We start from the raw sequence: 20,416 nt of genomic DNA, 5'->3' as shown, positions 1-20,416 counted from the left end.
GTCATTCCTGCGAAGGCAGGAATCCAAAATAAAAGAACTCGAGTTTAAACGATAACAAGTTTAGAAATGAAAGATAAACAGATTTCTGCCTACGCAGGAAGTTATGAATTTAAAATGCCCAAACTGGGTGAAAGTATAACAGAAGCAGCCATTATTACGTGGTTTAAGAACGTGGGTGATACCATTGAACAAGATGAAATGCTCTTAGAGGTGGCTACAGATAAAGTTGACTCTGAAGTGCCATCTACGGTTTCAGGTGTTGTTGAAGAAATACGTTTTAAAGCAAACGATGTTATTAAAATAGGAGAGACCATTGCCATTATTAAAACTGATGGTAACGTGTCAACTTCAAAAAAGGCATCAAATAAATCTGCTGTCACGTCGAGCGCAGTTGAGGCCTCACAAAAACAAAAAACTAAAAAGAAGCGTCAAATTATTCCAGACGCAGTTGAGGAATCTCAAGCACAGTCATTTTCTGTATCAAATTCAAATCAGTTTTTTTCACCATTAGTCGTTTCTATTGCAAAAAAACACCATATCAGTTTTGAAGAATTAGCTAGAATTCCAGCAACAGGTAAAGAAGGGCGATTGCGAAAAAGCGATGTATTCCAGTATATAGAAGAAGGGCGACCATTTAAGTTTGCCCAGCCTGTTACGAAAGATCCAACGGCTTACCGTATTCCACAATTAACTTTTGACAAAGGGAAAGGTAAAGTCATAGAAATGGATCGTATGCGCCAAATGATTGCAGATCATATGGTGTATTCAAAACACACCTCACCTCATGTTACGGCATATGTTGAAGCCGATTTGACAAACATGGTAAAATGGCGAAATGCCAACAAAAAAGCATTTGAAGAGAAGTATGGCGAGCGATTAACATTCACACCTCTATTTGTAGAAGCTGTCGCTAAAGCTGTTAAAGACTTCCCAAATATTAATGCGTCGGTTGATGGTAAAAACATTATTGTGAAAGACGATATTAATATTGGTATGGCTACCGCACTTCCTAGTGGAAATCTAATTGTACCAGTAGTAAAAAATGCCGATACCAAAGATTTAGTATCACTGGCAACTGATGTTAACGCGCTAGCCGAGAAAGCAAGAGAAAACAATTTAAAAGCAGATGATATCCAAGGAAGTTCTTTCACCATTTCAAATGTGGGAACTTTTGGGAGTGTTATGGGAACACCTATAATAAATCAGCCGGAAGTGGCCATTCTAGCGTTAGGAATAATAAAGAAAAGGCCAGAAGTCATTGAAACAGAAAATGGTGACGACATCGCTATACGTAGTATGATGTATTTGTCTTTATCTTTTGACCATCGTGTTGTTGATGGCTTTTTAGGCGGCAGTTTTGTACGTCGAGTTGCTGATTATTTTGAACAATTTGATGTGGAAAGAACGATATGAAAAAAGAAATTTTAAAAAAAGGATTTTTAAATTTATGTACAGCCAAATCTATGGCTGAACTATACGAAGCAAATTTTAAACAGGTTTCAAAATATGTGCATGCTACATCTCGAGGTCATGAAGCCATTCAAACGGCTTTAGGTTTGCAATTGTTACCTCAAGATTATGCGTTTCCATATTATCGTGATGATGCTATGCTTTTAGCATTTGGTATGCAACCTTATGATTTAATGCTTCAGTTATTAGCTAAAAAAAATGACCCATTTTCAGGTGGTAGAACCTATTATTCGCACCCAAGTTTAAAAGATGATGATAAACCTAAAGTTCCGCATCAATCTTCTGCAACAGGTATGCAGGCTATTCCTGCCACAGGAGTTGCCATGGGTATGCAATATTTAGAAAAGCAAAATTTAGAGAACACTGTTTTAGATATGTCATCTCGAGCGCAATCGAGAGATATTAAGCCAATTACGGTTTGCTCTTTAGGTGATGCTTCAGTTACTGAAGGCGAAATCGCTGAAGCCTTTCAAATGGCAGCTTTAAAACAAATGCCAATTCTGTATTTAGTTCAAGATAACGGTTGGGATATTTCTGCAAATGCTGAAGAAACTAGAGCACAAAATGCATATGAATATGCACAAGGTTTCAATGGTTTGGAAGCCATAAGTATTGATGGTGCTAATTTTATGGAGAGCTATGATGCCCTAGAAAAGGTAATCGCAAAAATCAGAAAAGAAAGACGACCCTTTTTAGTGCATGCTCGAGTTCCACTTTTAAATCACCATACATCTGGAGTTAGAATGGAGTGGTATCGTGACGATTTAGATGAAGCACGTTCAAGAGATCCTTATCCGGTTTTGAAAAAACAATTAGTGGATAATGGTTTTACAGAAAAAGAAGTCAAGGATTTAGAGGTTAAAGCGAAGAAAAAAGTTGAGGCCGATTTCAAAAAAGCCTTAAAAGCTGAAGATCCAAAACCAGAAGATTTATTTACAAATGATTTTGTACCAACTCCAATTACTGAAGAAAAAGGAGAGCGTTCGCCAGAAGGTGCAGATAAAGTGGTAATGGTAGATTGTGCTTTATTTGCGGTGGAGGAGCTCATGAAAGAAGACAAAACGTGTTTGCTGTATGGGCAGGATGTAGGTGGAAGGCTTGGTGGTGTTTTTCGTGAAGCGGCAACCTTGGCTCAAAAATTTGGCGACGATCGTGTATTCAACACACCAATCCAAGAAGCGTTTATCGTTGGGTCAACAGTGGGTATGAGTGCTGTAGGACTAAAACCCATTGTTGAGGTTCAGTTTGCCGATTATATTTGGCCAGGACTCAATCAATTATTCACAGAAGTGAGCCGCAGTTGCTATTTGTCTAATGGGAAATGGCCAGTTAGTATGATTTTAAGAGTACCCATTGGAGCATACGGAAGTGGAGGCCCTTATCATTCATCTTCGGTAGAAAGTGTTATTACTAACATTCGAGGCATTAAAATAGCCTATCCAAGTAATGGAGCGGATTTAAAAGGTTTGATAAAAGCTGCTTATCACGATCCAAATCCTGTGATAATTTTAGAGCACAAAGGTTTATATTGGTCAAAAGTACCAGGAACCTTAACAGCAACATCTGTGGAGCCTTCAGAGGATTATGTATTGCCTTTTGGAAAGGCCTGGGTTTTACAAGAAATTTGGAAGCAAGAGGATGTTGAAACCTTAACCGTAGTGACCTATGGAATGGGCGTTCATTGGGCTTATAATGCCTCTGGTGAATTAGATATGCGTGATCAAATTGAGATTATTGATTTACGAACGCTTTTCCCATTAGATGAAGAAACTATAATGAAATCGGTTAAGAAAACCGGTAAATGTTTAGTAGTTACTGAAGAGCCTTCAAATAATAGCTTTGCAAGAGCTTTAGCTGGAAAAATTCAGGAAGAATGCTTTCAGTATTTAGATGCACCTGTTATGACTATTGGGAGTGAAAATATGCCTGCAATTCCGTTAAATTCAACTCTAGAACAAACCATGATTCCTTCTACTGAAAAAGTGAAAAAGAAAATAGAAGATTTATTGAATTATTAATTTCTAGCTTTAATCTGTATCTTCGAACAAATTGTGTGATACATGTTAACTAAAAAACGCTATTCCGTAAAAGACATCGTATTATGGTCACGATGGGAAACTCTTATTTACTTTTTTTATGCAGGTTTTATTACTGTTTTATATAGGGTTTTTGATTTTACATTTTTAAATGTTCCATGGACACCAGTTGCTTTAATTGGTACAGCTGTAGCCTTTATGGTTGGTTTTCAGAACAATTCGGCTTATGGCAGAATATGGGAAGCACGTAAAATTTGGGGAGCCATTGTAAACTCCTCACGTACTTGGGGCATGAAAGTTCAGGATATGGTTTCCAACCCTATTGGTAAAGTCATAGTTCCTGAATCCGAAATTCAAGAACATAAAAAAACGCTCATTTATAGACATATTGCTTGGCTGACAGCTTTACGATACGCTATGCGACAACGGAAGTCTTGGGAAACGCAACATACCGCTAAAACCAATCAGGAATGGTCTAGAATGATTCATATTCCAGAGCGAGTATCCGATTTAGAAGATAACTTGATGTTATATTTGTCGCCTGAAGAGGAAGCTTATGTTTTAAGTAAATCTAATAAACAAACTGCAATCCTCTATTTACAATCCAAACATATTAAGGAGTTAAAAGATAAGGGACTTATTTGGGAGTTTGCGTTTCTAGAATTGGAGAATGTTTTAGAAGAGTTATTTACGCATCAAGGCAAAAGTGAACGTATAAAAAACTTCCCTTACCCCAGACAATATGCCAGTTTAGCTTTGTATTTAACTCGTTTGTTTGCTTTACTACTACCTTTTGGAATAATTCCGGAATTTGCGGAAATTGGAGCTACAATGGTCGATGACTTCTGGCATATTGGTAAAAACTTTATTTGGTTAGGAATTCCATTTTGTGCTGCGGTTTCTTGGGCATTTCATATTATGGAGCGTATGGCAAGAGTAGGTGAGAATCCATTTGAGGGTACTTCTAATGATGTGCCAATTTCAACAATAGCTAGAGGAATAGAAATTGATTTAAGACAAATGCTAGATGAGAGTTTAGAAGATATTCCTCAACAATTTCCAGAAGAACATGACGTTCAAATGTAAGGTTTTAAAGGGTTTGAATGTAATTAAACCGATATTTAGGTAGTATAAGGAATATTGAATAAGTTCTAAAAAATATAATGATATATTTTGTATATTCAACCTCTTAAATTACAATTAATATAGTATAATTATGAAAAGATACATTACATTATTTAGTATTATTGCCTTGTTTTTTGTAGGAATGCAAAATTCAAATGCGCAAGAAAAGAAACAAAGTCCAGAAGCTATTGCTAAACAAAAAACTCACGAAATTCATGAATTAGTTGGTTTAACTGGTGATCAGCAAAGAGAAATATTCAAGTTATTAGTTGATGCTGAAAGTAATTTATCAGCAATTGGATCTACAAGTCAAAATATTGAATCTAGTCAAAAAACTAGAGCTGCTGTTATGGATAACACTAATACAAGAATTAAAGCTATTCTAAATCCAGAACAATATGCAATTTACATGAGGTCTTTGGAAAAAGAAGAAAAGAAATAAATAACATTTGCTTTATAGATAAAAAAATAGCGGTCAATTGACCGCTATTTTTTTATTTTAAAAATTACATTTCAGGTGGATATTTTTCTAAAATTGTTTTTACAAACTCTTTAATTCTAGCTTCTTTTTTATCAATATTACTTGATACATTTAAATAACCGATACCCTGTCCTTGCCAAACAAGTTCTTTGTTTTTAGCATTTATTAAATCTATATATAGAACACCCTCCGTTGATGTAGAAACTGTGTTATAGTTTCCGTAGAAATAAGGGTTCCAGCCCCAGCCCCAGCCAGCTCCATAAAAATTATTATAAACATCAATTTTTTCTCTAGATGAAGCTATAATACTTACCAGTAAGTCAGGATCTTCAGATTTAATAAAACCTTTAGCAATTAATTCACTCTCAATTGCTCTTAAAATTCTACGTTTATCTAAATCACTAATTTCTGCTTTGTCAATACCAGGTTTGTAAAAAGCAAATGTTTTAAATTCATTAAAGTTTACTTGTTTATCATAATCTGCAACCACTTTCACAGAGCTGCAAGAAGAGAACGCTAGTGCTAATATAAGTAGCGGTAGCGATTTAAAAATTAATTTTTTCATAGCAATTGTTTTTAATTAGTTATAACGAGTCTAGTATATTATCATCTACTATGTTTGGGATAGTTACTTTTAAATTTGGTTCAACTTCCATAGCACGCTTTATAGCAAAAATGGCACCTTCATTTCTTGCCCAACTACGACGAGAAATCCCATTATTAACATCCCAGAAAAGCATTGATTTTAAACGCCTTTCAGCATCTTTAGTGCCATCAAGAACCATGCCGAATCCTCCATTAATAACTTCTCCCCAACCAACGCCACCGCCATTGTGTATACTGACCCAAGTGGCTCCTCTAAAACTATCACCAATAACATTGTGTATAGCCATATCTGCAGTAAATCGAGAGCCGTCATATATATTACTGGTTTCTCTATATGGCGAGTCTGTACCCGAAACATCATGATGATCACGACCTAAAACAACATAACCGATGTCACCTTTTGCAATAGCATCGTTAAATGCATTAGCGATTTTCATTCGCCCTTCAGCGTCTGCATATAGAATTCTGGCTTGTGATCCAACAACCAAATTATTTTCTTGAGCACCTTTTATCCACTGTATATTATCAGCCATTTGTTGCTGAATTTCATGCGGAGAATTTTTCATAATGTCTTCCAAAACTTCGCAAGCTATTGCATCCGTTTTGGCCAAATCTTCGGGTTTCCCAGAAGCACAAACCCAGCGAAATGGTCCAAAACCGTAATCAAAACACATAGGACCCATAATGTCCTGTACATAACTAGGATATTTAAATTCTCTTCCTATGGTTGGGTTATCTGACATCACATTGGCACCAGCACGTGAAGCCTCTAATAAAAAGGCATTTCCATAATCAAAGAAATAAGTCCCTTTTGCTGTGTGTTTATTTATAGCATCAGCATGTCTGCGTAACGTCTCTTGTACTTTATTTTTGAATAATTCAGGTTTATTAGCCATCATTTCGTTAGCATCTTCAAACGAAATATCTACAGGATAATAACCGCCTGCCCAAGGATTGTGAAGTGATGTTTGATCACTTCCTAAATCAATATGGATATTTTCTTGGTCAAATTTTTCCCATACGTCAACCACATTTCCTAAATATGCTATAGAAACAGTTTCATTTTTTTCTTTGGCAATGTTGACTCTGTTTACTAATTCATCTAGATTAGTGATTTTTTCATCTATCCAACCTTGGTCTAATCTTACTTGTGTTATTTTAGGGTTAACTTCGGCACAAACAGTAATACATCCAGCAATATTACCAGCTTTTGGTTGAGCGCCACTCATGCCGCCTAATCCTGACGTTACAAATAAATTACCTTTAGGTTCTTTCTTTATTTTCCTAAAGCCATTTAATACAGTGATTGTAGTACCATGCACAATACCTTGCGGACCAATATACATATAGCTTCCTGCTGTCATTTGTCCATATTGAGTAACACCAAGAGCATTAAATTTTTCCCAATCGTCTGGTTTGGAATAATTAGGAATCATCATGCCATTAGTGACCACGACTCGTGGCGCGTCTTTATGCGATGGAAACAAGCCCATTGGATGCCCAGAATACATAACTAAAGTCTGTTCATCTGACATGGTTGCCAAGTATTGCATGGTCAATAAGTATTGTGCCCAGTTAGAAAACACAGCTCCATTTCCGCCATAGGTAATGAGTTCGTGAGGATGTTGTGCAACCGCATAATCCAAATTGTTTTGAATCATAAGCATGATTGCTGCGGCTTGTTTGCTTTTTGCAGGATAATCATCAATTGGCCTAGCATACATTTTATAATCAGGGCGAAAACGATACATGTAAATTCTACCGTAGCGTTCTAGTTCTGATTTAAATTCTGGTAATAAGATTTTATGATGTTTAGGCTCAAAGTATCGCAATGCATTTTGCAATGCAAGTTTTTTTTCTTGATCAGAAAGAATTTCTTTACGCTTTGGTGCGTGATTAATTTGGGGTTCAAATACTTTGGGTTTAGGTAATATATCTGGAATACCTTGTAATATAGCTTCTTGGAATGTCATCTTGTAATGGTTTTATTATTAATCTAAAAATGCGGAATTTTTAGATTCGCACTAAGGATAACGAATATCAACACGATGGTGTGTGTTAGCAACTTTTATGCGATATGTCATTAAAAGTATATCCAATGATGAGGTGTTTATTTTTGAGATTGCGTTTTAATATTATACCCATAAGGGCAATGTCTACAACCGCTTTCGCAACAATAACCACGCTTAAGGTGGTATTGCTCGGTGAAACAGCGATAACCTTCAGGGGTCCAATAAAAATCACCCTTTTCAATAGGGATTATCTTTTTCATGTTACAAAGATAATGTAAATTGGATAGATTTTTGATTGTGATAAAGCATGATTTTAATTTCTAAATATTTAGTGCCTAACGGTTATTTGGGGATAACCGTATTTCCATTCGTTTTTTTGAAATACCGGAGTAGTAAAAAAGATAATGTTTTGGTTAATCATGAAAGAATTCATCTAAAACAACAGTTAGAAATGCTCATTATTCCCTTTTTTATCTGGTATTTTATTGAATTTATTATTAGGTTATTACAATATAAGAAATGGTGTTTAGCATACCAGAATATCTCCTTTGAACGAGAAGCTTATACAAATGAAAAAGACCTTGATTATTTAAAATCAAGATCTTTTTTCTCATTTATTAGATATTTATAATTTTTAAATTATTTCAAGACTACTTTTTGAATTTTTTGGCTACCATTGGTCAAAGTAACTTTTACCATAAATACGTTGCCTCTAGCAATATTTTGAATTTCTAATTCATTGCGATTTAATTGTTTTTTATCAACTAATTTTCTGCCTAAAAGATCATAAATTGTAATACTGTTTATAGCCACCAAATATGATTTCACTTTTATATATTCATTGTTTGGTGCTGAAATACTAATGCCAGAATCATTGTCCAATTCATCAATTGATAGGGCGTTATTTGTGAAACTTATTTGGAAACGGTTTGTGAATTCACCGATTTCAGAAGCATTAAAGAAATATGGTGATATTGATAGATTATGCACAATATCTAATTCTAAATCTTCTAAAAAGATGGTTTGGTTTTCGGTTTCAAATAGGCCATCAATTTCTTGAATATTTATGGCGTATTCACCCTCTTCCTCTAAAATAATACCTAGTTTAATTTTGTCATTTTGATCAAAAGGTAATCCGCGGCCTTGAATACTAAATTTTTTGTCACTTCCCTCTATTATAGAGTAAAGTTTTTTAGTACTGCCATTCATCAACTTTGCATCAAAAAGTTTATCTTTAGTATTACTGGCTCCATCAACATAACCTATAAGTGTAGTGCTCACATTTCTTGACGGTGGAATTAAATCTAACCAAATTCTATGACGTTCTCTATTATTAGCTGTTTCACTAGAATTTCTAAAAAACTGAACTCCAGATTCGTAAGATCTATCACGCATACTGTTATTAAAAACTAAATTTGTTCCAGAAGGACTAGCATCGTCCATTAATACGAAGAATCCTTGACCAGAGCCAATAAAACCATTAAAACCACCAGTTGAGCCAGTGTAATTAAATTCGGTATAGTCGTCAATATCATAATTAAAAACAAACTCGCCAAAGAAAGGACTATTACCTCTTCTAATTTTAGTACCGTGCGTCCATAAGTAAACGGTTCCTTCAATTCGGTCATTGTCTTCGGAATTTTCTTGTAAAAATTCAAGAGCACTTAAAGCTGAAGGATATGGGTTACCTACTAAATTCCAATTATCATCATCTTCAGTGAAATCTGTGCCATTGGTTCCTCCATTACCTGTGCCTCCGCATCCATTACCCATACAGGTACCTCTTAAAATAGGAATTGTGATAATACCATTGTTAGGAACACCTTCAAAAGTAGCAGTATTCCATGCTGCTGTATCATTAGTTCCATTTCCTTCTGGGCCACCTCTTACTATGTATCCTTTACCAGCTAACATATTTTCTGTTGTAGCTGTCCAGTTTCCAAATTGGGTTGCACTATCAACAAATATTGTAGGAATCCATTTAAAAATATTAGGTGTATTTAGTATGCTTGTCACTGCATAATTTTCAACTGGAGAAGACCAATATACATAATCTCGACTTCTAACAAATGTATTTCGATTGAGTGTTAATTTTCCTGTACCAGTGTTTACGGCACTATCATCTACTTGAATTAGGCTACCACTAACACTAGAACTACTGCCATCAACGGCACCATTAATTCCTTCCAAAATAATTTCTCCAAGTGTGTCAATATTCACTAAATCAACTACCGTTAGCGTTGCACCAGCGTTAATTGTTAATAAGGCATCATCTTTGACCGATAGGCTAAAAGCATCACCATCAATACCACTTGTTATTATTGGGTCAATGGGTTTATCAGGTATGATTACACAATTGGTATTATCTGGAATACCAGAAGGTTTCCAGTTACTAGGGTCATTCCAATTAGATGACAATCCTTGCCATACTTTAGTTTTATTTTGAATGGTTATGTCTTTATTAATAATACACCCATTGGTTAAAGTGGCATTAGCAGTAAAAGTGAAATTAGGATCTTCCAATTGAGTGATTGAGGGTTTGATGTAAATAGTACCTAAAGTAGCTGTGCCTGAAACATAAGGTATTGTTGCAGCTGGGTTTGTATAGGCATCTATAGTTGTCGCGCTAGTCCAAGTAAAAGAAGGTATCAAGTCTCTAGTGCCATATAGTTGAATATTATCTATTGCAACACCATCACACCAAGCTGCAAAATAATATACTCTAATTTTAAAATTAGGCTCATCAACATAGGCAGACAAATCTAATGATCTACTTTCAAAACTAGTACCATAACCAATATCATTGTCATACACTTGAATATTCGTCCAATTAGTTCCGCCATCTGTAGAAACATCTATGTAAACAAACTCATATAATCCCGGATTAGAATTGTCAAAAACATATCTAGAAAAATACATGTCAAAATCCAACGTTAAATCATTAAAGCTAGAGGTGTCAACTGTTGGTGATTCTAAAGAATTTTCAACGTAATAAGTTGGATTTACGTCTGATGTTGACATCGCAAAATTATTTGTGCCAAACCCAGATGAAATTGCAGGAAACCATACAAGATTTGAAGGAACGTAAGTACTTGTCTCATTTTGCCATTCAGATAAATCGTCAATTGCAGTGCCGTTTAGATCGTAGTTAACTCCAGTAAAAACACCTAACCCACCGCCTTCAAAATCTTCATCTATTAAATAGGCTAGCTCAGTATCGCCAGTTGCAGAAATTTCAATGATGTTATCTTCTCCACAAATACTATTTGCCGAATTAATAGTTAGCTCGGAGACAGGATTAACGGTTGCAACAATTTTTGTTCTTACAAGTGACTCACAACTTCCATTAGTAGCAGTTACCCAATAAGTTGTTGTTTGAGATACTATAGGTGTAAAATTACCACTATTAGTGGTGGTTATTAAATTACCGCCCGTTTCAGAGTCATACCAGTTAAAGCCTGTTACACCAGCAGAACCTGTAACAGACAGGGTTACTGAACCTGGACCACAAGTTGTGCCTTCAGTAAGACTAGTGATTTTAGCTGGGCAACTTTGAACTACTGTAAATAAATAATCTTCTGCTTCTCCATATGCAGTATAAGTTCTACCTGCATATGCAAGTGTTGAGAATGTTTCACAAGCGTTGAAATCATAAGCATAATATTCATAAACATTTGGACCTTGAGAACGAAAGCTGTTAAAAAAGCGGATTCTTATTCGGTAATCGCCAATTTGTTGACCAGCTGGAATTACAAAGCCAAATGTTGTTGTTGAAGTGGCTATTCCTGCGGAATCATATACTATTTCAGAAGCATCATTGTTGAATATACCGTCTTTATTCCAATCAACCCAAGCCTTAAAATGACCTCTTCCAGAATTGCTGCCAACATAAATATTTACTCCTTCACCTTGAGCCTGAATGCAATTAGTCAACCCTGTGTAGTCAGAATAACCATTAGAAGTAGATGATGATCCATTTCCATTATTAGTAATATCATTTAACGTTCCAATAAATTCAACATCATTGATGTAACGTGTGTTGACATTATTACTTGTGGCTGGTGTACAATATGTAGAGTTTGTTGTTGTTGTTGAACCTGTCAATGGATTTGTAGCATTATAGGTTGGTTCTCCTAAACAACCTGTATTAAATGAAAATATATAAATGTAATAGGTTGTGGAGGGATTTAAACCAGTTGCTGTAAAAAGAGTATCTGAATCATTGTCAACTACAGTATATCCAGCCCCTATAGTATCTCCAATATTGTAGACTGTTCCATTAGTAGGAGTAGGTGCTGTAGCAGAGGTGCTAATTACCACTAAATAATTATCAGGCTGGTTGGCACCTGGAACGTTAAAAGATCCATTTATGGTATCACCAGTTGGTGTTAAGGATAAAGTTGTTGGTTGATTGGGGGTAGTACAAGGAGTTAAAAGCGTTCCATTCACCACAATATCATCAACTACAAATCCAAGATTATCACCGCCATTATTATCTGTAATCCAACTAAATCCTAAATGAAAAATTTGCCCATCAACAACAGATAAGTCTAAATTTGTAACCGATTGTGTAGTATTTTGATTCAAGTAATCTCCTGGAATTGTAAACCATGTATTTCCTCCATCAGTAGAATAAACAACATTTCCATAATCTTCTCCTGCTTCACCTCCAGCAATCCAATTAAAATCTAATGTAATATTCATATAGTTTGTTGCATCGATAGCAACAGTATGATAGCCTAAAGTATATGCTCTTCTATTAGTAGCATATTGTGGTAAAGCACCAGAAGTTACAGGATTATTTTGGCTAACAGCCATTGAATAATTACCAGTTATAACATTACACCTAGTATTATCAAAAATCCACCAATAATTGTCATTTGTTTGTGCAGTAAATTGAGCGCTCTCCCAATTCAAGTAAGCAGTTGCACTCAATTCATGTTCAGCTTGTATTGGGGCAGTCGATGAAGCTGCTTCAAAATCTTCAGTAAAGATTTGGGCAAAGGTATTTTGATTGAAAAAGCAAAAAACAAGTAATATAATTGAAAGATGCTTTAAGTTTTTGGTTGGTTGTTTTGAATTAAACGGAATTACCCATCTAATATTAAAAGTAATTTTCTTCATAACATCCTGAATTTGATAATAGCTATAGTTAAAATACTAAAAATTAAGTATTTAAGCTAATTTTGTTAACAAGTTTAGGGAATTTAAGATCAATTTAAAATCAAAATCGATGAACGACTTAAATTTCATTTAAAACACTGTTTGATTTGATATTCAGGTGTTTATGTTAATAAAAAAAGGCCTTGAATATACCAAGACCTTTTTGAGGGATTTTGAGGATTAATCAGGATATCAATCTCTTAATACTACTTTTTGAATTTTTTGAGCGCCATTTGCTAAAGTTACTTTCACCATTAGGACACCATCACTCAAAACAGTATTCTCAATAATGAGTTCTTGCTCATTGACTTTATCAAAACTCATGAGATTACGGCCTAAAATATCATAAACCACCACAGAATCAATAACATCAAATGTTGTATTTATTTTTACGTATTCACTGTTGGGTGCCATAATCGTAATATTAGAATCTGTACTAAACTCATCAACTCCGAGAGAATTACTTGTAAATCTAATTCTAAAACGATCATTGAATTCGCCCATTTCTGTAGGGGTAAAGAAATAAGGAGATTCTTTAAGGTTATGAATTGTTCCTAGTGCGACGTCTTCAATAAAAATATCTTGCGTTGCATCCATGTTAAAAATTCCATCAACATCTTCTAGATAAATAGCGTATTCACCTTCTTGATCAATGATGACTCCTAACGGGATAATGTCAGAATCATCAAAAGGTAAAGCTCTACCTTGAATAACATACTTTCTATCGTCATTATCAATTAGAGTGTATAGTTTTCTACTGCTACCACTCATTAACCCTGCATCAAATAAGCGATCTTTACCCATGGTGGCACCTTCAATATATCCAGTTAAAATGGTGCTTACATTGTTAGAAGGTTGTACTAGACCCAACCATATCCTATGGCGTTCAAGCTCTGAAGGCCTTCTCGATGAATTTGATTCTCTGAAAAATTGTTCATCTGTACCTAATCTCATACTGTTATTGAAGGTTGCAGTACCTTCAAATAAATTTCCATTAGCTGTTCCGTAACTATCTTCCATAAAAACGAAGAAACCTTGTCCTGAACCGATAATGCCATTAAACCCACCAGTTGAACCTGTATAGTTATAAGCTAAATAATCTGCTTCATCATAGCTTAAGGTATAATCACCAAAAAACGGACTGTTACCACGTCTTATTTTTGTGCCATGTGTCCATAAATAAACAACTCCATCGATTCTCGTGTTATTTACAGCATTTTCAAGTAAAAAAGCATCAGCATCTAAATTTGACGGATAAGGATTACCTAATAAGTTCCAATTATCATCTTGATTAGTGTATTGATCGCCTCCAGGCCCACCATTTCCTGCATTAGGTCCTCCTGTATAATCGCCACGCTCTATTGTTGACTGATAAACACCATTATGAGGTGTGCCATTGAATGTTATCATATTCCATTCGGCTTGGTCATTAGTGTTACCATTACCACTAGGACCACGCACAATATAGCCTTTTCCAGCCTCCATAATAGTATTGGTTGCAGAGCTCCAATTTCCAAATTGGGTTGAGGCATTTACATAAATGGTAGGAATCCACTCATAAATATATTGTGTACCTGAAATAGAAGAACTATTATAATTTTCTACAGGTGAAGACCAGTAGGCATAATCTTGAATACGTACATAAGTCGCTCTGTCTTGAGTGATTACCCCGGAGTTTACAGCTGAATCGCTTATCTGAATTAAATTAGCACTTATACTTGATGATGAACCACCTGCTCCTCCATTTGCACCTTCCAATTCAAATGTTCCACCACCTACAACAGTTACTTCATTTTGCACAGTGATGGTTCCACCTGCTAACACTAATAAGTAGCCACCATTTTGTACAGTTAATGAACCAGCTTGAGCATTGTCGTTAGTACCATCAATTATAGGGTCAAAATTGGCTCCTGCATTAGGAATAATAACACAGTCAGATAAGGTTGGTACGCCACTAGGAGACCAATTGTTAGGATTCGTCCATGCAGTACTTACTGTACCATTCCACGTTTTAGCAGCAGAAGTAACAGTGGCACTACCAGTCATATCAGCCGGATCCGCATAACAGAAACCAGAGTAATTTAAAATAGATTCTAATGTATAGGTTGTTCCAACTGGTTCTGTTGCTGTAAAGGTGTAAGGTGAACTTATACCATATACAGCTGTTGTAGTTGTACCTCCATCAGTTGAATATTCTATGTCCCATTGCGTAGCAGAAGGGTCATTAATGGTAATTGTGATTTCATAGGAACCGCAGGCACCCGTACTAGTACCTGAAATAACACCTGCTGGTCTAGGGTTTATTGTGTAGAACGTTTCTATCCTAGGGTCTGTGCTGTTAGGACATCCCACCCAGAATGAATAAGTACCTGGCGTTTCAGTATCGGCAAAATAACCAGAAGTTACTGGGTCAAAATAAGAACCAGATCCAATTGCTGTTCCACCAGTTTGTACATCAAACCACTCCGCTGATGTAGCGACAGAGCCTGTTTCCCATTCGTAGGTTCCAGCATCTGTACTTCCACCCAATGCGTTTGTCGTAACAAGCGCATATGTGACACCAGTTTGTAAAAATGCTGTTATTTCGGATAGTAAACCAGGCCCACTATCATCATCACCTGCTATAAACCCAGTGCCACAAGTACCAGGAACAGTTGTTCCAGATGTGTCATAAATGTATCCCATAGTATCGCCAATGGTTGTGCCAGAGGGAACTATTGAAAACACATAGGTAGCATCAGCTGATACTGTAAACGTTTGTACATCATATCTTCTAAATAAGGTTGTAGAAAACTGACAAGGGTCTGTACTAACCGTAAACCAAGGTTGGCTAAATGTTTGAAAACTACCTGAACCTATAGTGCCTGTAATAGAGGGAGGGTTTGTACCACCATCAAAACAAAATAAATCAGTAGCCATTGCTTGACTAGGATCACCTTGGCAAATTTCAACATCAAAATTAAAAGGAGTAGGGGCAGTTACGCAAATACCAAAGGAGCCAAAATTGTTGTTACCATATTCCCATACTCTAATATATAAAACTTGTCCAGTTGTTATTCCATCATTGGCATTATTAAGTGTAATGTTTGACATAGCACCTGAACCACTGTCATCATCACATGCAATTTCTGTTAAACCACCTGCACAGGTTCCAGTGTAAACCGCCATACCAGTATCAGTAATACCACCCGCTTGAGTATCTATTGTGATTGAGTTGCCTGGGCTTGGAGGCACTGTTACTGTAAACCAAACATCACCTCCTTGATAGTTGGCACATGAAGGGTTAGCAACACCAGTAGAGTTACTTGCGAATTCATTGGTAGCAGAAGTTGGTACACAACTAGCATTAACAGTAAGATCTATAGCGCCAGGACAGTCATCATTAGGTGGTGGAGTAACTGGTGTGCAACTTCTTGAAATAGTGAAATTTCCAGTATCGGTTGAGCCATTGACATCGTCAGCAATATAAACAAAATAACGAGTGCTGTTAGTTGTAATAAAGGTATAAGATTCTGTTCCTCCAGCACCGCTTGCATTAACACAGGCAATGTTTGTTAATGTTCCACAATTACCAGAAACTATAGCCATTTCGTGATCAAAACCAGGGTCAGCATCTGTGAAAATAGTGGTTTGATTACCGTCACCAATAAAAGTGTACCATACACCATAATTACTAATAGAACCGCATCCAGTACCGTGGGCTACGTTAGTAGATCCGTTAGTTGTACCTGGAACGTCAGCATCTCCACAATTTAAAGTTGTAGATGTGGTGCAAACATCATTTGGTGGAACAGGTGGTGGACAGTTTAGTGTAAAACTCACAGTGCCTCCTGTGGAGTCTTCTGTGTCTAACATAATATAGTATGTTGTTCCGGCAGTAAAATTGAAAAAACTAGTATCGCCATTAGTAGTCATATCATCGATACAAGTCCAACCAGAAGGGCCACATGTTGTGTTGTAACCATAATTAACATGACCAACATTTGATGATATTTGCGTAATGTTGTAATTTCCAGTAACACTTGGTGTAAAAGAATAGATTTGTTCATCACCAGGTGTGCCAAAGCAGGAATCGTTGAATAATCCATTTCCAGAGGCAATAGTTGCGTTAATTGTAGTAGAACCACAAGCAGGAATGTTGGTAATTGAAGAACATGGGTCAACAAGATTCGTTACACAAATATCAAAAGGACCATTATTGTTTCCTTGATATTCCCAAACACGAATATAAATCACTTCACCAGGAGTGCGCCCTGTCAAGACTAATTGAGAATCCAATAGATTGCCACCATCGTCATCACAATCAATAAGTGTAAAAGGTCCAGAGCAACTAGTAGCTGAATAAGCTGCTATTACTGGATCCATCACCCCAATATCAAAGGCGTCAATTTGTAAGGCGCCAGATGCACTAACCGTTGTAGTAAACCATAAATCTGGTTCAGTACTCTGGTAAAAACCACAGCCAGGATTTGGAATTCCAGTTGTATATGTTGCTCCAACAGTTGTATCATTGGTTACAGTACAAGTAGCTCCTCCAGTTAAATTGGTTGCACCACATGGTTCATCGTTAGCAGGGCCTGAAGTGGTTGTAAAGGATACTGGGCCAGACCATGAGCTGAAGCCACTACCACAATCACTTCTTACAAATACATAATATGTAGTTCCAGCAGTTAAACCAGTCACATTTGCAGGTGATCCAGCGTCAGGTGTTCCAGCACCAGCTGGTGTTGTATTAGATGTGGACACTACATATTGATAACCATTACTAGGCGCAGGGCTAGCCGCAGTCCAGTTAATGGTTGCTGTTGAATTGGTTATTGCTGTTGCTGCAGTAACAGTGGGTGCGTTACATGGCGAAGTAATACAAATGCTATCCATGTCCATTACTGCATTGTTTCTTGAGTTGACCACTCTTAAAAAATATGTTCCATTTGCTAAATTAGTGAGACTGAGGGTTTCAGCACCTCCATTTCCTGTTGCATTTCGACAACCACCAGTAACCTGTGATAAAGCACCGCAAGTACCAGATAAAACTTGTAGAACAAGGTTTCTAGTTGAAGCTGCATTTTGAATACCCTCAATGGTTACGTCTAGAGGCCCTCCTGTTACCGTGAAAGTGTACCAGCCTTCTCTATTAAAGTTTGTTGCACAAGTTGTTGTTGGAGTCCCTGCTTCTAGAGTAGCATCTGAAATAGTTGTGTTTATGTCACATGAACCAATAGGCAATGACTCTGCAGTAGCACAAGTAGCACCTTGTCCATAACCATTTATTGAAAATAGTAAAATGAAAACTGACGCTAAAGTAAAATTGAATAATAAATTGTTTTTTGAAAACGAAATAAGCTTGTATAGGTGCCTCATTATGTTATGATTAAAAAACGGATATCGTTTTTAGGTTGCTAAAAATTAATTCAAAACATAATACGAAATTGTATCATGTTTAAATAACAAAATGGGTCAAGACCTATGTAGATTTTTGGGGAAAATCTTAAATTTTAAAAGAAACAGCAATCTTTTTATTAAAAGTGTTGAAAATTAAGAATTTAGTAATAAATAATTAACTTTAGAAACGTGTTTTTTTTAAAAATTATTAACATAAAAATATCATTCTTAAGTTAAGAAAAATAATATTGAGTACCAAAATCGATAAAAAGTTTGTTTTATAAGTTGAATACCCTCATTACATCGTGGAAATCAATTTATTATCGGTATAATGTAGTCATAATATTACTCTGCTGTTTTTGACGTTTCACCAGTTTATTTTGTAATTTTAACCCTTGTTTTGAACTTGTTATTTTATGTTTTTTGAGTCTGTAGAAGTACTTAATGATACCATTTTGAATAAAGGCATAATTTCTCTAAAAATTAAGCGAGAAGATTCCATCCATCCATTAGTTTCAGGAAATAAATACAGAAAGCTGAAATACAATTTAATAGCAGCTCAAAAAGCAAATAAAACCACTTTATTAACCTTTGGAGGTGCCTATTCAAACCATATTGCAGCTGTTGCCATGGCAGGTAAGAAGTTTGGCTTTAATACTGTTGGGGTTATTAGAGGGGAGGAGTTAATGGACAAAGTGGATGAAAATCCAACGTTGTCTTTGGCACGGGATAATGGTATGCAATTTAAGTTTGTGTCGCGTGAAGTATATCGAAGGAAATCGGAAACAGATTTTATAGAATCCCTAAAAATGGAATTCGGAGATTTTTACCTCATACCCGAAGGAGGAACAAATAGCCTAGCAGTTAAGGGCTGTGAAGAAATAGTAACAAAAACCGATAAAGCGTTTGATTATATATGTTGCCCTGTTGGGACAGGAGGTACTATTTCAGGAATAATTAATGCTAGTTTTGAGAATCAAAAAATTTTAGGTTTTCCAGCCTTAAAAGGTGATTTTTTAAAGAAAGATATTAGTAAATTTGCCAATAAATCTAATTGGGACTTGATTACTGATTATCATTTTGGCGGCTATGCTAAAATAAATGAAGCATTAATCAGTTTTATAAATGATTTCAAAATGGAATATGATATTCAATTAGATCCAATTTATACTGGAAAAATGCTTTTTGGAATCATGGATTTAATTGAGAAAGAATTTTTTGAGAAAGGATCAAAAATTCTAGCAATTCACACAGGTGGCCTTCAGGGAATATCTGGAATGAATCAATATTTAGAACGAAAAAAAATGCCCTTATTGAAATGATGAAAAGGATTGTATGTATTATAGGTTTAACTATATTAATTTTTAGCTGTGGCTCAAAAAAAAGAGCTGTTAGTAAAACAAATAGAAGTAAACCCAAAACGGAACGTGTGGTTAAACAACCTGAAAATAAGCAAAATAATGCGGTTTCAGAACCTACAAGAACGGCAAACACAATTGAATTGACAGGCACACCTACTGAACAATACATCCAGTTATACAGTCCTATTGCTCAAAATGAAATGCGATTATATGGTATTCCTGCCAGTATTACATTGGCTCAAGGGATTTTAGAATCGGGTTCAGGGAAAGGACGTTTATCTGTTGAAGCCAACAACCATTTTGGTATAAAATGTCATGAGTGGACTGGCGCAAAAATTTATCATGATGATGATGCCCGACAAGAGTGTTTTAGAAAATATAACGACGCTAGGTATTCGTTTCGTGATCATTCGTTGTTTCTAAAAGAACGAAAACGCTATTATAAATTATTTGAATTACAACTAGATGATTATAGAGGCTGGGCAAAAGAATTGCGTGCGGCTGGCTATGCAACCGATAGAAAATATCCAGACAAGTTGATTAGTTTAATTGAGCGTTATCAATTGTACAAATATGATGAGGCAGTGCTTGGAAAAACTTCGGAAATCAATTCGGTAGGCATTGGACTTACTCATCAAATTATGAAAGGAGATACGTTGTATTCACTATCTAAACGCTACAATACCACAGTTGAAGAAATTAAAAGGCTAAACAATCTAAAATCAAATGATTTAACCATTGGCAATGTGTTAATCGTTAAATCCAAATAATCAAAACAAC

11 protein-coding genes are annotated in these 20,416 nt (G+C 35.7%); 6 read left to right on the top strand and 5 right to left on the bottom strand.

The window, feature by feature from the left end:
• Positions 1-66 precede the first annotated feature (66 nt).
• From HGK31_RS00210 to HGK31_RS00195, 4 genes are all read left to right on the top strand, one after another.
• Positions 67-1,413 (top strand): dihydrolipoamide acetyltransferase family protein, encoded by a 1,347-nt coding sequence (locus HGK31_RS00210; protein ID WP_233450932.1) that lies wholly within the window; start codon positions 67-69, stop codon positions 1,411-1,413.
• Complete coding sequence (locus tag HGK31_RS00205; RefSeq protein ID WP_191858011.1) at positions 1,410-3,488, top strand: alpha-ketoacid dehydrogenase subunit alpha/beta; 2,079 nt, start codon at positions 1,410-1,412, stop codon at positions 3,486-3,488. The genes HGK31_RS00210 and HGK31_RS00205 overlap by 4 nt, the downstream gene beginning before the upstream one ends.
• A 42-nt stretch (positions 3,489-3,530) precedes the next feature.
• Positions 3,531-4,592, top strand: coding sequence for a bestrophin family protein (locus HGK31_RS00200; RefSeq protein WP_191858010.1), 1,062 nt, complete (start codon positions 3,531-3,533; stop codon positions 4,590-4,592).
• A 130-nt stretch (positions 4,593-4,722) separates the two neighbouring features.
• Positions 4,723-5,073 (top strand): hypothetical protein, encoded by a 351-nt coding sequence (locus tag HGK31_RS00195; protein WP_191858009.1) that lies wholly within the window; start codon positions 4,723-4,725, stop codon positions 5,071-5,073.
• 64 nt (positions 5,074-5,137) lie between these two features.
• Here HGK31_RS00195 and HGK31_RS00190 read toward each other — a convergent pair whose 3' ends face one another.
• The 5 genes from HGK31_RS00190 to HGK31_RS00170 all read right to left on the bottom strand — a co-directional run bounded on the left by HGK31_RS00190 (position 5,138) and on the right by HGK31_RS00170 (position 18,254).
• Positions 5,138-5,677 (bottom strand): DUF4136 domain-containing protein, encoded by a 540-nt coding sequence (locus tag HGK31_RS00190; RefSeq protein WP_104734589.1) that lies wholly within the window; start codon positions 5,675-5,677, stop codon positions 5,138-5,140.
• Positions 5,678-5,696: 19 nt separating this feature from the next.
• Positions 5,697-7,691, bottom strand: a complete 1,995-nt coding sequence (locus HGK31_RS00185; protein ID WP_191858008.1) for a urocanate hydratase — start codon at positions 7,689-7,691, stop codon at positions 5,697-5,699.
• Positions 7,692-7,828: 137 nt separating this feature from the next.
• Complete coding sequence (locus HGK31_RS00180) at positions 7,829-7,990, bottom strand: DUF5522 domain-containing protein (RefSeq protein WP_191858007.1); 162 nt, start codon at positions 7,988-7,990, stop codon at positions 7,829-7,831.
• 379 nt (positions 7,991-8,369) lie between these two features.
• A complete protein-coding gene (locus HGK31_RS00175; protein ID WP_191858006.1) occupies positions 8,370-12,854 on the bottom strand; it encodes an Ig-like domain-containing protein in 4,485 nt (1,494 codons plus the stop codon).
• A gap of 231 nt (positions 12,855-13,085) precedes the next feature.
• The gene (locus tag HGK31_RS00170; RefSeq protein ID WP_191858005.1) at positions 13,086-18,254 is read right to left on the bottom strand and encodes a T9SS sorting signal type C domain-containing protein; all 5,169 of its coding nucleotides are present in this window, start codon (positions 18,252-18,254) and stop codon (positions 13,086-13,088) included.
• A 437-nt stretch (positions 18,255-18,691) separates the two neighbouring features.
• Between HGK31_RS00170 and HGK31_RS00165 the strand changes: the two genes are divergently transcribed.
• Both HGK31_RS00165 and HGK31_RS00160 read left to right on the top strand, forming a co-directional pair.
• Positions 18,692-19,597: a 1-aminocyclopropane-1-carboxylate deaminase/D-cysteine desulfhydrase gene (locus HGK31_RS00165; RefSeq protein WP_191858004.1), complete on the top strand. Its 906-nt coding sequence runs from the start codon at positions 18,692-18,694 to the stop codon at positions 19,595-19,597.
• Positions 19,597-20,406, top strand: coding sequence for a glucosaminidase domain-containing protein (locus tag HGK31_RS00160; protein WP_191858870.1), 810 nt, complete (start codon positions 19,597-19,599; stop codon positions 20,404-20,406). Before HGK31_RS00165 ends, HGK31_RS00160 begins: the two co-directional genes overlap by 1 nt.
• Positions 20,407-20,416: the final 10 nt, after the last annotated feature.

This window comes from Hanstruepera ponticola, assembly GCF_012931685.1.
Classification (GTDB): domain Bacteria; phylum Bacteroidota; class Bacteroidia; order Flavobacteriales; family Flavobacteriaceae; genus Hanstruepera; species Hanstruepera ponticola.
Note: the sequence above shows the minus strand (reverse complement) of the source record. Positions and strands in the feature narration are given on the sequence as shown.